This window comes from Pedobacter sp. BS3, from assembly GCF_008274585.1.
Lineage (GTDB): Bacteria > Bacteroidota > Bacteroidia > Sphingobacteriales > Sphingobacteriaceae > Hufsiella_A.
Genome location: NZ_VTRT01000001.1, coordinates 193,938 through 207,973, shown reverse-complemented (window position 1 = coordinate 207,973; position 14,036 = coordinate 193,938). Strand labels below are relative to the sequence as shown.

Here is a 14,036-nt window from a genome sequence, read left to right as displayed (position 1 = left end):
AATTAATGTTGTTTCTTTTCTAATTCAGAAATCTGGTCGGCAAAGTAAGCGCTTTTTTCCGGAAATTTCAAACTTAATTTTTTGTAAATGTCTATGGCTTTGTGATAAAGCATTTGGTCGATGTAGATTTTTGCCAGTGTTTCTGATACCAGGTCATTATGGTCTTCGGCACTTTTACGAGCCTTGTTCTCGTTGTCAATCTTCTCGGGTCGCGGCGGACGTATCTGCGGTTCTTCTTTAATAAACCGCTCAATAATATCATCTTCTTTATGCTTTACCGGCGTAATGGTATAATCCATATTCTCTACCGGCGTATGCTGATGGAAGATATTTTCTATGATCTGCTGGTTCAGCTCCGGGTTTTCAATCCGCTTAATGGGCTGTGAGGTATCCAATGTAAACGAGGCATAAGGCTGATACGTGTCGGCGTGCTCATGCCGGGTTTTGTGCAGCCACCATAAAAAGCTGTAGGGTAGTGCATCATCATGATATTTTGATACTTCGGTATGGTCTTCGGTTGTTTCAATGGCTTGCAGAGTCCCGGCTTCTTCATGCTGCAGGGGGTCGACAGACGAGCGGTCGAAAACGAAATAATCTGCTGCCGCCAGGTTATCAATTACGAGCGGAGCTTCATCTGCTGTAACGTTGACCGATGTAGATTCAAAGACATCGGGTTTTTCTGTCTCGGTCAGGAGGTTTTCCTCGTCGGGGATAATCGTCTCTACGTGATGATGAACAGCTTTTTCCGGTTCGGGTTCGCGAATTTCTTCTTCTGCTATTTCAGTTTGTGCCTGTTCTTCCTGTTCCGGATGAAAATAACCGGCAGCCGCGGTGTTTTCAGGTATTTCTGTACTGGCAGAAACAGGTTCCTCTATTGCAGGTTCGTTGATTTCAGGCTGACCATTAACATCATCTTCTGCTTCAGACGATTGCTCCGGTTGCTCTTCTTCCTGATGTTGCTGCTCTTCCTGTTCCGAATGTCCGATAAGATAATCGGCAACGATATCATCTTTGTGGATTTCTGTATCGGCAAAAATTGCGGCCTCTTCAATCTCCGATATTTCGTCAAAAACAGGCTCTTCCTCAACTACGACGAAGTTGTGCGGTTCCGGTTCTATGCTGCTTCCGGTTGTAATGGTAGCAGCATCAACGGCAGTTTCTTCTGGTTCAGTAATCGCGATGGGTTCTTCCGGTTCCAGCTTAAACTGTTCGGGATTAGTTATAAAATCATGCAGCAATTCGCGTTGCGGCGCATAGGCAGCCGCCTGCGGTAAATAATCTTCAAACTCAGGCGTGTTTACTTTTGCAGCAGCATATAAAAACTTAACGGGCTGACAGTACGGATATTTCTCCAGTAGTGCTTCTAACGTTTCTGTATGGGCATTACTGCCCTGTACAGGGTTTTGAAGGTATTCTGTCAGGATTTGGTTAAATATCTCGCTGTTGTTTTGTTCCACACTGCTTGGTTTGGGGCTTGAAACTACAAAATTGCTTACCAATTGGCAAAAGCCCGGTTAAAAATATCTTCAGTCAGCATCTGGTTAATATCCCTGATAAGACCATTCTGCTGTGATTCTATCGAGCCGTTACTTAACGAAAAATCTTTAAAACGGCTAAACGACTGCTCAAAACTCAGCTCAGGTTTTACCGTATTGGTAAACTTAACGCTTACGGTTATGGTGAGCCTGTTCTGTGCGGCAATTGAATTACCGGTTATGGCGGTAGGTTTTATGCTGTAATCCGTTATGCGACCCTCGAAATTAGCATCGGCATCGGTACGCACCATGCTCAGGCTGGTTTGATTGCGTACGCGTTCTTTTAATGCCTCGGTAAAATCCTGACTTAACGACGGTACAACCAGGGGCGCATTATTTTCAAAGAATTGTACCGATACGGTTTTCATTTCGGGCGGAATGGATGCTCCCGTAAATGAATAAATGCCACACGACTGAGTTAACAACAGCAACGGTAATAGGAAAAATCCGTATGTCTTTTTTATTGCGATGTTCATCAGTTCAGGTCTAACTCTTTGATTTTACGGTATAGCGTACGTTCGGAAATACCCAATTCCTGGGCTGCCAGCTTGCGTTTACCGCGATGCTTTTTCAATGCTTTTTTTATCAGGTCTGACTCTTTTTCAATCAGCGATAGCGATTCCTCTTCCACTTCCTCAGCATCGTGTGTAATGCCATAATCGGTTTTATCCGGGTTATGGGCTGGCTGGCGGATAGTTAACGTTGGTTGGGGTGTGGTATTATCTCCGTTAACAGGTAATTCCAAATCCCGGTAAAGCTGGGTAATGAGATGCGGATTCTCAATGTTGGCTGCATTGCCTCCGTTTTTAATAATTTCGGCCACCAGCTTTTTCAGCTCGACCATGTCGCGTTTCATATCGAACAGCACCTTATAAAGAATATCGCGTTCAGATAAATCCTCGCTGCCCTGCGGGTTGATGCGCATGGGCAGGTTGCTTCCCGGTGTTTCGGGCGGAAGATAGGTAGCCAGCGTTTGGGCGTTAACGGTACGTTCCCGCTCAAGAACGGCTATTTGCTCGGCTATATTTTTCAGCTGCCGCACGTTGCCGGGCCAGCTGTAATTTGTGAGCAGCTGCTGTGCGTCTTCAGTTAACTGAACGGAAGGGCTACGGTATTTGTCGGTAAAATCGGCTATGAATTTGCGGAATATCAGGTAGATATCTTCTTTACGGTCACGCAATGCCGGTATTTTTAAAGGAACGGTATTTAAACGGTAATACAAATCCTCGCGAAATTTGCCATTTTTTACGGCATCAAACACATCCACATTAGTGGCTGCAATTACCCGTACATTGGTTTTTTGCACTTTTGATGAACCTACACGCAGGTATTCGCCGGTTTCAAGCACACGCAGCAGTCGGGCTTGTGTTCCCAGCGGAAGCTCGGCTACCTCATCTAAAAATATAGTTCCGCCATCTACTACTTCAAAGTAACCTTTACGGGCTTCGTGCGCACCGGTAAATGAGCCTTTTTCGTGCCCGAACAGTTCAGAATCAATAGTACCTTCGGGGATAGCGCCGCAGTTTACCGCGATAAAAGGCCCATGCTTGCGGGCGCTCAATGAATGTATAATGTGCGAAAATACTTCCTTACCGCTACCGCTTTCGCCGGTAATCAGTACAGAAATATCAGTAGGGGCAACCTGACGTGCTATATCAATGGCACGGTTAAGCAACGGCGAGTTGCCAATTATTCCGAAACGATTTTTTATATCCTGAATGTCCATAATAACGTTAGAATCAAGAGCTAAGAATCAAGAAACAAGATTTTGTTCAGCCTCTGCAACAGATTTTCTGAAAGCAAATAACATTTTCTGTATCTCAACAACTAACTCTAAGCATTGATGTAAGTTTTCTTGTATGCCATACTTTCTGCGTGAGCAGATAAGCAATTGTGTCTCTAATTCGTACGATGACGAAAGTGAATAGAAAGATATTCTGCAAATTGCAGTTTACTGCGTTACCCGAGCCTTCGGCAATGTTTGATGGAATGGAGCAAGCTGCTCTGGTTATCTGGTCTATAAGATTATAGCGCTCATTTTTAGGTAAGCCATCACAAAAGGCATAGGCTAAGTCTACCAAATCCATTGATTTTTGCCAGATTTTCAGGTTCTTAAAATTATGCTCCATGTCTTGCTTCTTGGCTCTCGTTTCTTGCCTCTTGTTCCTACTCAACAATTTTCCCAATCAACGTAGCTGTAGTACAACGTTCTGCCAGAACGGTTACGTATTGGCCGGGTTTGTACCGTTCATCAACCGGGAAAACCACCATCGCATTCTGGTCGTTGCGGCCGCAATAATCCTGGTCTGATTTTTTCGAAAACCCTTCAATCAGCACTATATGCTGCTTGCCGACCTGTTGCTGTAAACGCAGGTGCGAGTGTTCCTGTTGTTTTTTCACAATTTCGGATAGTCGACGTTTCTTCACCTCCTCGGGAATATCATCCGCGTAACGCTTGGCCGCCAGTGTCCCCGGACGTTCTGAATACGAGAACATATACGCATAATCATATTTCACGTAATCCATCATGCTCAGCGTTTCCCGGTGCTCTTCTTCGGTTTCGGTACAGAAACCGGTAATCACGTCGGTAGAAATACCGCATGTTGGGATAATCCGCCGGATAGCATCAATACGGTTTATATACCATTCGCGGTCGTAGGTGCGGTTCATTAATTCCAGCACACGGCTGTTGCCCGATTGTACAGGCAAATGAATGTACTTGCAGATATTATCATGGCGGACCATGGTGTGCAGCACTTCATCGGTAATATCCTTAGGATGCGAGGTTGAAAAACGCACACGTAAATCGGGAGCTACTGATGCTACCATTTCTAATAATTGAGCGAAGTTTACAGCCTCACCCGGCCCCGCCAACTGGCGGGAGAGGGAGATTGCCCCTGCTGAATCCTCTCCTGAGGGGAGAACATTATTTGTTTGCGGGTTCCATTTGTACGAATCTACATTTTGACCCAATAGCGTTACTTCACGATAACCCTGGTTATACAATTGCCGGGCTTCTTCGATAATAGATTGCGGGTCCCGGCTGCGTTCACGGCCCCGTGTAAACGGAACTACGCAAAATGAGCACATATTATCGCAACCCCGCATAATAGATATAAAGGCTGTAATTCCATTAGAATTTAACCTTACGGGATTAATATCGGCGTAAGTTTCTTCGCGTGAAAGCAACACATTAACTGCCCGGCTGCCATCGTCAACCTGTTCAATGAGGTTAGGCAAATCGCGGTAAGCATCAGGGCCAACCACCACATCAACCAGCTTTTCTTCTTCCAGGAATTTAGCTTTCAGACGTTCGGCCATGCAGCCTAGCACACCTACAATCATTCCCGGATTTTTCACCTTGGCTGCACCAAACTCCTTTAGCCGGTTACGTACGCGTTGTTCCGCATTTTCGCGGATAGAGCAGGTATTGATAAATACCACATCAGCTTCCTTGTAATCCCGGGTAGTTTCAAATCCGGTATCCTGCATGATGGACGCTACAATCTCACTGTCCGAAAAATTCATCTGGCAGCCGTAGCTTTCTATATACAGTTTGCGGTTATTGCTGTTTGCCGGTTTGGTTTCAAGCATTAACGCTTCACCCTGGCGTTCTTCATCCGTCTCGCCCTTTACACGCAGTTCTGTGAAGCTTAATTCGTTTGTTGCTGTATTAGCCATAATTTTATGTTGGGGTACAAAAATACTATTTTTTAAACAAAATGACAGATTGGCAGATTTATTGTATCGGGCACAAGTAATACGGTTGCTTAAGTTTGAGCGGTAGTTTGTTATATTTGCTTAATTAACATGGCATAAAATGGAAACTTTAATTTTACATCCTAAAAACAAAGAGCAATTAGCAGCCATTAAAGCTTTCGTTAAGGCGTTGAAAATTGATTTTACTACAGAAAAAGATACTTACAACGAAGATTTTGTAAAGGAAATTCTGCAAGCCAGGGAAGATATAAAAAATGGCAAGGGGGTAAAGGTAAACGTTGACGAACTGTGGAAGTAATTTTTGCTCCCAAGGCAATAAATGACATAGCTGTATGGCGAAAATCCGGCAATAAAGCTATACTAAACAGAATTACAATGCTGATAAAAGCTATTCAGGAAAATCCATTTGAAGGTATTGGAAAACCTGAACCACTGAAACACAAACTTTCCGGGTTATGGTCGAGAAGAATAAACCATGAGCACAGAATTATATATGAGGTTTACAACGATAACCAAATTGCAATATTGGAAATATTTTCCCTAAGAGGCCATTACAAAGATTAACGATATCGAAATCATCTACGTTTCAACCATAGCAAAATTAGTTGTTTGATAGGTTTACAGGTTTAATCAGGGAGCTTTTTGGTCAGCCCTGGCTCCCTCCCACCGCCGATGTCACCAGCAGCTCTGTATAACCTAACTTTTTCATTTTTAACAGCTTCTTACATAAACAATACACCCGATATTATTGTACCTTAGGATAACGAGTTTACTATGAATTTAAAATTTACAAATAAACTTAAGGCTCTCCCTGTAATCTGGAAATGGCTGATTGGCATTTTACTGGTGCTGATACTGGCATTGTGTACCGTTGCTTTTTACCTCAGCCAGCATTGGAAACCGGTTATCACCGAAAAAATCAAACAGGCCGTAACCAATTCAACCGATAGCCTGTACAGCATTAGCTTTAGCGATATCAGCCTGAACCTGATAACCGGTAATGTAAGTTTTAAAAATGTGGTGTTTAAGGCTGATACCAATGTCTATAAACGTTTACAGGCAAAGGGAGACGCTCCGCAAAACCTGTTTAAAATTAAGCTGGACGCTCTATATCTCAAACGTATTCATCCCGGTAAGATTTATTTCCGAAAAGAGCTGGACATGAATTCCATCGTCATCAGCCGGCCGGTAATCCGGATGTTTTACCATCCTGTAAAGAGCCGCCCTGATACTACAGACAACCGCACGGCTTACCAGCGATTATCTAAAATTCTGAAAAAAGTAAAGATACAGAACATTGTATTTCAGGATGTTGATTTTAAATACATCGATAAAAGTTACGCTAAAGCCAGGGTAACGGGCTTTGACAGCATGTCTATTAAAATTACCGATTTGCTCATTGACTCGCTGGCACATCGTGATAAAAGCCGTTTCTATTATACCAAAGATATTTTTGTGCAGCTTAAAAATCAAAAATTTGTTACCCGAGACGGTTTATATACGCTCAGGCTGGATGAAGTGTCCTCATCAACAAAGGATAAGTACCTGCGCCTGAAAAATTTCCGGGTTATCCCGAATTATCCTGACCTGCAGTTTAGCAGAAAATATCAGTTTCAGCACGACCGGTATGATATAGCCTTTGATGAGATTATGCTGAACAACGTTGATTTTGTGCAGCTCAATACGCAACGGCGGCTCATTGCATCGGGATTAATACTGAATGGCGCCAGGGTAAATGTGTTTATGAACCGTGAGCTGCCACGGCCCGAATTTAATAAGGGACGTAATTACCCGCACCTGGCTTTACGCCGGATGCCTATAAACACACGGATCGACACTGTTTTTCTGAATGATATCCAGGTAAATTATACCGAGTTTAACCCGAAAACGGAGCGCCGCGGAACGGTATCATTTGGCAATTTGCACGGTAAAATTCTGCACGTTACCAACGATTCCGCTTCACTGGCTGCTAACCATTGGGCTAAAGCCGACCTTTCGGCCCTGCTCATGAACCGCGGAGCACTGCATGTTAACATCAACTTCAATCTAACCGACAAAAATGCCGCATTTAATTATAATGGCACGTTAGGACAAATGGATATGCGGGCGCTTAATCCGCTGGCACGGGCGCTGGCTATGGTCGAGATTTCGTCCGGTAAAATAGGTAAAACCGAATTTGCCGTAGATGCTGATTATAATGGCTCAAAAGGTACATTGAAGCTATATTATAACGACCTGAAAATCGGTATCCTGAAAAAGCAGGAAAACAATACGCTGAAAAAGAGCGGTGTAATTTCATTGCTGGCTAATGTTCTGGTAATCAAAAACAATAATCCGGAGCCGGGTGAGCCGCTTCGGGTGGGCAAAATAAGCTTTGTGCGACCTTATTGGGCTTCGTTTTTTAACCTGATGTGGAAAAGCGTTTTTGTGGGCCTGAAAGAAAGCGTCGGTCTGGACGAAGCTAAGGAAGCTTCGATGCAGGAGCGGGCTAAAAAGGCGAAGAACGATAAAGTGGAACGCGAAGAACGACGTACGGAGCGGAAAAAGCATCGTGAAGAGCGGCGAAAAGAGCGTGAACAAAAGAAACAGGAACAAGAAAAAAACGACGATGATTAAACGGAAATTTCATTCCAATATCTGGAAATGGGTGCTGGGCATTATCCTCCTGATAGTTCTGGTTATTGGCGGTGTAAGCTGGTACATCAGCCGGTCGTGGAAACCTTTGCTTGATTCGCAGCTCAGGTCTTTGGTCGTGCTATCGTCAGACAGCCTCTACCACATTGAGTACAGTGATTTGCAGCTGAACCTGCTTACCGGCAATGCTACCGTTACCGATTTTAAGCTGATACCGGATACCGCAGTGTACCAGCGACTTTTACAGGAGAAAAAGGCCCCGGATAATTTGTACAATCTGTCGGTGGATAAAATTGCCATCCGGAATTTTCATCCGCGGCAGCTATACACCCAAAAAAAGCTGGATGTTAACAATATCCTGGTTGATAATCCTACGCTGGTTATTACGAACCGGCGGCAACCGTATAACGATACCATTCCGGCCCAAAAGCCTAAATCATTATACCAAAGCATATCGAAGATATTTAAGGAAGTACGCATAAACAGCATCAACCTGAACGACATTGATTTTACGTTTATCAATAAAAGTAACCGTCCGGTTAAAACCACGGCTATACGCAATCTTACCATTAATATTGACGATGTGCTGGTTGATTCGCTTTCTGAAAATGATAAGAACCGGTTCTATACCACCAAACGTGTTGACGTGCTGATGAAAGATTACCAGATAGCTACGCCCGACAGCCTGTATTACATCAAGTTTAATAATATCCGGTTTTCAACAGAAGGGCGTAAACTCAGTTTAGATAAATTCAGCCTGGTATCGCGTTACAACACCAAAGATTTTTATAAGAAAGTAGGTTACAACAAAGATAAATTCAATATTGCCTTTAACGGGATTTCTATTCGTGGCATTGACCTGCGCAAGTTTACCCGCGACCAGAAATTTTATGCCAACAGCCTGAACATTGCCAATGCACTGGTAGAAGTGTACAGCAATAATAGTTATCCCAAACGCCGTACGGTAAAAAAGGGAAAATTTCCGCACCAGCTGTTACAGCGTCTGGCGTTAGACCTGAAAGTTGATACGCTCAACCTGCACAAAACCAAAATCAGCTATGCGGAATACGAGCCGGCATCGGGGGCAACCGGTATCATTACCTTTAATGATACCCGTGGTAAATTTTATAATGTTACCAACGATTCGGCGGCATTGGCTAAAAACCATTTCATGAAAGCCAACATTACTTCGCATGTGCTCAATTCAGGTACGCTGGATGTTCATTTTAACTTTAACCTGACGGATAAGCTGGGTGCATTCACGTATTCGGGTACGCTTGCCGCGATGGATGGACGGGCGCTCAATAAAATCACCGTTCCACTGGGGATGCTGAAAGTTAATACGGCCGATATTAAGCGCCTGGAGTTTGATGCCCGTGCCAATGAGATAGCAGCATCGGGAAAAATGAAATTTTACTACAATAACCTGAATGTAAATGTGCTGCAACGTGATAAGGAAACAGGAAATCTGAAGAAGCAGGGCTTTGTATCGGCTATAGCCAATGTAGTGATAATCAATAAGGATAATCCCAGCGAGAAAGGCGTGTTTACGCCGGGCACCATTTATTACAAACGCGACCCAACGGCATCTTTTTTCAGCTTGTTATGGAAAAGCCTTTTCAGCGGGATAAAAGAAAGTGTTGGCGTAAGCGCCGACCGTGAAAAGCGCCTTAGAAATACCGTTGCCGATGTAGGTAATTTTGTGGGCAAGGTAAAACAGAAGTACCAGGATTTTAAAGAGAAACGCCAGGAAAAACGCGAAGAGCGGAAACAAAAGCGTGAGCAGCGGCGACAGGAAAAGGCTGCCGAAAAAGCGGCTAAGGATTCGTTGTAGGGTTGAACGCAGGTTATTTATATATCCTAAAAAATTTAGTTAGTTAATAAACTTTATTTATTAAATTTCGCCCAAATAAACTATGAATAAACTACTTTGATATTGATAAACTTTACTCATTTACACTGGCTTACGCGAGTATTTATTGGTTTAGTACTAATTGTTTGCGTTAACAATAGGTTAAATGCTGCCGAGCCGAAAGATATCCGGCTGCAATTAAAATGGCATCACCAATTCCAGTTTGCCGGTTATTATGCGGCCCAGATAAAAGGCTTTTACAAAAAAGAAGGTCTTGATGTCAAAATTATTGAAGGTAACGCTCATCGCAACCCGTTAACCGAAGTATTAAAAGGCAATGCCGATTTTGGTGTTACCGGGGCCGATATCCTGGATGCCCGCGTACAGAACAAGCCTGTTGTGGTAACCTCGGTCATATTTCAGCATACGCCTTATGTTATCATTTCGCTTGAGCAGAGCAAGATATCAACCCTTTCTGACCTGGTAGATAAAAAAGTGATGGCCGCAGAGGGACAGGGCGAACTGCTGATCAGGGCGCTGATGATGCGTGAAGGCATACCTGTTGATCGCATAAAATTTGTGCAGCATACCTGGAATAATAACGATCTGATATCCGGAAAGGTTAACGCAATGTCCGGATATATATCTTACGAACCCTTTCTTATAAAAAAAGAGGGCTATAAAATAAGGCTCATTAAGCCAACAGATTACGGACTGGATTTTTATGGCGACCTGATATTTACTACCCGCCGGCAAATTGCCAGCGACCCGCGAACCGTTCAGGCATTTAACCGGGCAAGTGTTGAAGGGTGGAAATATGCCCTGGAACATGAAGATGAACTGATCGATTATATTCTGACATTACCGGGAATTGAAAAAAGAGGAATATCCCGCGAAAGCCTGAAATATGAAGCTGCGGAGATACGTAAGCTGATCATGCCGTCTCTGGTAGAGATCGGGCATATTAACCCTGACCGGTGGCAACAAATGCTGAACGTTTATCAGCAATTAAAAATTGCACCTAAAGGCTTCACGCTCGACGGCTTTCTGTTCAACCCCAATTCGCTCAAAGAAGAAGCGTCAGATATCATGATCGGTTTTATCGTTATCATCCTGATACTGGCTTTGGGCTCGTTAGTCTGGAACAGGCAGCTAAAACAGCAGGTTGATCTCAAAGCTCTTGAATTAAGGCGTGAGATTGAACAGCGATCCCAGACAGAAGAGAGGCTTAAGTTTACATTAGCTGCTGCAAACCTGGGCTTATGGCAATGGGATCTGCAAACGTCAGAAATACTGTTCAATGAACAGTGGGCTACCATGCTGGATTATGACAAAGACCAGGTGCCGCATTCAATTCCCGAATGGCGGGCTATTGTTCATCCTGATGATATCGAGCGCACCAGTCAATCGGCAGAAGCATTATTAAACAGTAATTATTCATCCGATGAGATTACTTATCGTGTTAAAGATGGAAAAGGGAACTGGCGCTGGATCATGTCATTACGTAAAGTTAATCGCGATGAAAACAATAAGCCTGTTCGCATTACGGGCATCCATTTCGATATCGACCAGTTAAAAAAGACAGAAGTTGAGCTTAAAGAGCTCACCAAAGAGCTGATGAAAAAGAACAGTGAGCTTGAAAAGTTTGCATATATCATTTCGCATAACCTGCGTGCCCCGGTAGTTAACCTGAAAAGCCTGACCGACCTGTATGCCGAAGGCGACCTGCCCGAAGAAATGATGCAGGAGCTTTTTTCAAAAATAAAAGAATGTGTACAAATACTTGGCGATACGTTGAACGATCTGGTAGAAATTGTATCAAGTAAGCTTGGCGAAGAGGTTAAAAAAGAAAAGCTGAACCTTGAAACAGAGCTGACCGAAGTAATGCGAAGTATAGAAAGCCAGATACAGAATGCTAATGCGCTGATAGAATATGATTTTTCGGAGGCGACATACATTAACTTCCCCAAAAGATACCTGCAGAGCATTTTACTAAACCTGCTTACCAATGCTATAAAATACCGGTCGCCAGACCGCAGGCTGCACATCCGGGTCAAGGCATTTCCGCATAAGGGATTTATCATTGTTAAATTCTCTGACAATGGCATGGGTATGGATAAAAACAAGATCAAAGACAAGATATTCGGCTTGTACCAGCGTTTCCATCCCGGCACAGAGGGTCGCGGATTGGGGCTATACATTGTTAAATCTCAGCTTGAATCTTTTGACGGGCGTATTAGCGTAGAAAGTGTGCCCAACGAAGGAACTACGTTTAAGCTTTATTTTCATGACGCCCCTTCCAACGAAGTAAATTATATCAATACAGATTCAAAGCTCATTATTTAAATAGCGTATTGATTGCTTAATGGTTGGGTTCGTTGCTCACCATAGTAACTCCGGAATTTTGGGGCTATTCCATAGCAGGTTTTGCGGGCGGGTTCTAAAAACTGCAACTAACCAACTAATAAACTAAATTTACCGGCTTTACGTTCTGTTTTGTAATTTGTAGGCCCATGAATCCTTACGCACAAAAGCGCCGCTGGAAATTTTTACTGCTTGCCTTTGCCGTTGTTATAGCGGGAACATCGCTGTGGTACACCAACTACCTGGTAAAGAACATTGCCGTGGCCGAGCGTACGCGTGCCGAAGTATGGGCATTAAGCAATAAAAATATTATTGCCATGCCCGATATTAATGATGAGTTTATCACCTTTATCTATGCTATACGCGATAGCCTTTCTGTACCGGCGCTGGTAACTAACTCTAATGGCGATATTATTTACTGGAAGGGTTTAGATTCTACAAAAACCAATATCAAGGTTGAAGCTGATGATTCTTTGAATGCCAGGCAGCAGTATGATCCCGAGTACTTTCAGCGGCAGTTGAACGAGATGAAGCGCCAGCATGTACCCATCATTATCCAGGTAAATAATAACGAGAAATGGTTTGTGTACTATAAAGATTCGCTGTTGCTTACACAGCTACGCGTATTCCCGTATATCCAGCTAACGGTTATCGCTATCTTCCTGCTCATTGCTTATGTAGCGTTCAGCTCATCGAGGCGTTCAGAGCAGAACCAGGTCTGGGTAGGTTTGGCTAAGGAAACGGCGCACCAGTTGGGCACGCCTATTTCGTCGCTTATGGCCTGGATCGAGCTGCTGAAATCTAAATTCCAGGCCGATAATGATCCATTGATCCTGGAAATGGAAACCGATGTAAAACGCCTGGAAATGGTTGCCGACCGTTTTTCAAAGATCGGCTCACGGCCCGTTTTGCAAAGCCATAATGTATACGATGTTATACAGGAATATATAAATTATTTCAGGCTTCGGGCCAGCGATAAAATAGACTTTTCGGTTACCGGCGATGAGCACATTGAAGCCCTGATGAATGTTCCCTTATTTGACTGGGTGCTTGAAAATCTACTTAAGAACGCGGTTAATGCCATAGAGAACAACGGAAAAATAACAATTAAAATTACCGAAAACCTGGCCAAAGAGCAGGTATTTATTGATGTATGTGATAACGGTAAAGGTATTCCGCGGTTAAAGTTTGAAACCGTATTTCAGCCGGGCTATACCACGCGTAAACGCGGTTGGGGATTAGGCCTCTCGCTGGCCAAGCGTATCATAGAAAATTACCATAACGGACAGATCTTTGTGAAAGATTCTGATCCGGGTAAGGAAACCATATTCAGAATTATCTTAAAAAGCAGCTTAAAGTATGAACCGACCACAGCCTGATGAATTTGCACCCTATTATCAAACCTATATTGATACCGTTAGCGATGATGTATTGGCAGAATTGAAACTTCAAAGCACTGCCGTTCCGAACTTTTTAAGGCTGATTGATAAAGGAAAAGCCAACTATGCTTACGCCCCGGGCAAATGGACATTAAAAGAGCTGATCGGTCATGTTATTGATACCGAGCGGATAATGGCTTACCGCTTGTTGCATATTGCACGTAAAGACCAGATACCTTTACCTGGATTTGATGAAAATTATTATGCTGCAAACAGCTCGTATGCCAGCCGGGATTTAGATAACCTGATTGATGAATTTGAACAGTTACGCCTGGCGAATTTATTCCTTTATCAATCGCTTACCGGCGATGAACTGGAAAGAAGCGGTTTGGCTAACGGGCATAATGTGAGTGTAAGAGCCTTGCTATTCATCATAGCCGGGCATGTAAATCATCACAAGCGCATAGTAACAGAGCGATATATGTAGTCTCTGGCTCTGATTTGTTTACTTTCCTGGCAATGCCTTTATAGGCCGTGTAATTTGTTCGAAAA

General features: G+C 43.4%; 12 protein-coding genes and 1 pseudogene. 7 read left to right on the top strand and 6 right to left on the bottom strand.

All coding sequences use genetic code 11. The annotated features are described in order from the left end of the window. Positions 1-2: 2 nt before the first annotated feature. The 6 genes and pseudogenes from FW774_RS00840 to FW774_RS00815 form a co-directional block, all read right to left on the bottom strand. Positions 3-1,457 (bottom strand): hypothetical protein, encoded by a 1,455-nt coding sequence (locus FW774_RS00840; RefSeq protein ID WP_149346271.1) that lies wholly within the window; start codon positions 1,455-1,457, stop codon positions 3-5. A gap of 35 nt (positions 1,458-1,492) precedes the next feature. After that, the gene (locus FW774_RS00835; protein ID WP_149346270.1) at positions 1,493-2,011 is read right to left on the bottom strand and encodes an LptE family protein; all 519 of its coding nucleotides are present in this window, start codon (positions 2,009-2,011) and stop codon (positions 1,493-1,495) included. Next, a complete protein-coding gene (locus FW774_RS00830; RefSeq protein ID WP_149346269.1) occupies positions 2,011-3,261 on the bottom strand; it encodes a sigma-54 interaction domain-containing protein in 1,251 nt (416 codons plus the stop codon). Before FW774_RS00830 ends, FW774_RS00835 begins: the two co-directional genes overlap by 1 nt. A 27-nt stretch (positions 3,262-3,288) precedes the next feature. Next, positions 3,289-3,471 (bottom strand): four helix bundle protein, encoded by a 183-nt coding sequence (locus tag FW774_RS20810; protein ID WP_410522722.1) that lies wholly within the window; start codon positions 3,469-3,471, stop codon positions 3,289-3,291. A 34-nt stretch (positions 3,472-3,505) separates the two neighbouring features. Next, a pseudogene (locus FW774_RS20805) lies at positions 3,506-3,664 on the bottom strand (four helix bundle protein); the annotation flags it as partial. Between the two features lie 37 nt (positions 3,665-3,701). Then, positions 3,702-5,216 carry a MiaB/RimO family radical SAM methylthiotransferase gene (locus tag FW774_RS00815; protein WP_149346267.1) on the bottom strand — a complete coding sequence of 505 codons (1,515 nt, stop codon included), beginning with the start codon at positions 5,214-5,216 and terminating at the stop codon, positions 3,702-3,704. A 139-nt stretch (positions 5,217-5,355) separates the two neighbouring features. Between FW774_RS00815 and FW774_RS00810 the strand changes: the two genes are divergently transcribed. The 7 genes from FW774_RS00810 (at position 5,356) to FW774_RS00780 (ending at position 13,971) form a co-directional block, all read left to right on the top strand. Continuing rightward, positions 5,356-5,553: a DUF2683 family protein gene (locus FW774_RS00810; RefSeq protein WP_149346266.1), complete on the top strand. Its 198-nt coding sequence runs from the start codon at positions 5,356-5,358 to the stop codon at positions 5,551-5,553. Beyond that, the gene (locus FW774_RS00805; RefSeq protein WP_149346265.1) at positions 5,544-5,819 is read left to right on the top strand and encodes a Txe/YoeB family addiction module toxin; all 276 of its coding nucleotides are present in this window, start codon (positions 5,544-5,546) and stop codon (positions 5,817-5,819) included. Before FW774_RS00810 ends, FW774_RS00805 begins: the two co-directional genes overlap by 10 nt. 210 nt (positions 5,820-6,029) lie before the next feature. Beyond that, positions 6,030-7,871: a DUF748 domain-containing protein gene (locus FW774_RS00800; RefSeq protein ID WP_149346264.1), complete on the top strand. Its 1,842-nt coding sequence runs from the start codon at positions 6,030-6,032 to the stop codon at positions 7,869-7,871. Then, positions 7,864-9,723: a hypothetical protein gene (locus FW774_RS00795; RefSeq protein WP_149346263.1), complete on the top strand. Its 1,860-nt coding sequence runs from the start codon at positions 7,864-7,866 to the stop codon at positions 9,721-9,723. The genes FW774_RS00800 and FW774_RS00795 overlap by 8 nt, the downstream gene beginning before the upstream one ends. Before the next feature lie 96 nt (positions 9,724-9,819). After that, positions 9,820-12,087, top strand: a complete 2,268-nt coding sequence (locus FW774_RS00790) for an ABC transporter substrate-binding protein (RefSeq protein WP_149346262.1) — start codon at positions 9,820-9,822, stop codon at positions 12,085-12,087. Positions 12,088-12,254: 167 nt separating this feature from the next. After that, the gene (locus FW774_RS00785) at positions 12,255-13,484 is read left to right on the top strand and encodes a sensor histidine kinase (protein WP_149346261.1); all 1,230 of its coding nucleotides are present in this window, start codon (positions 12,255-12,257) and stop codon (positions 13,482-13,484) included. Next, the gene (locus FW774_RS00780) at positions 13,465-13,971 is read left to right on the top strand and encodes a DinB family protein (protein ID WP_149346260.1); all 507 of its coding nucleotides are present in this window, start codon (positions 13,465-13,467) and stop codon (positions 13,969-13,971) included. The genes FW774_RS00785 and FW774_RS00780 overlap by 20 nt, the downstream gene beginning before the upstream one ends. The last annotated feature ends 65 nt before the right edge of the window (positions 13,972-14,036 follow it).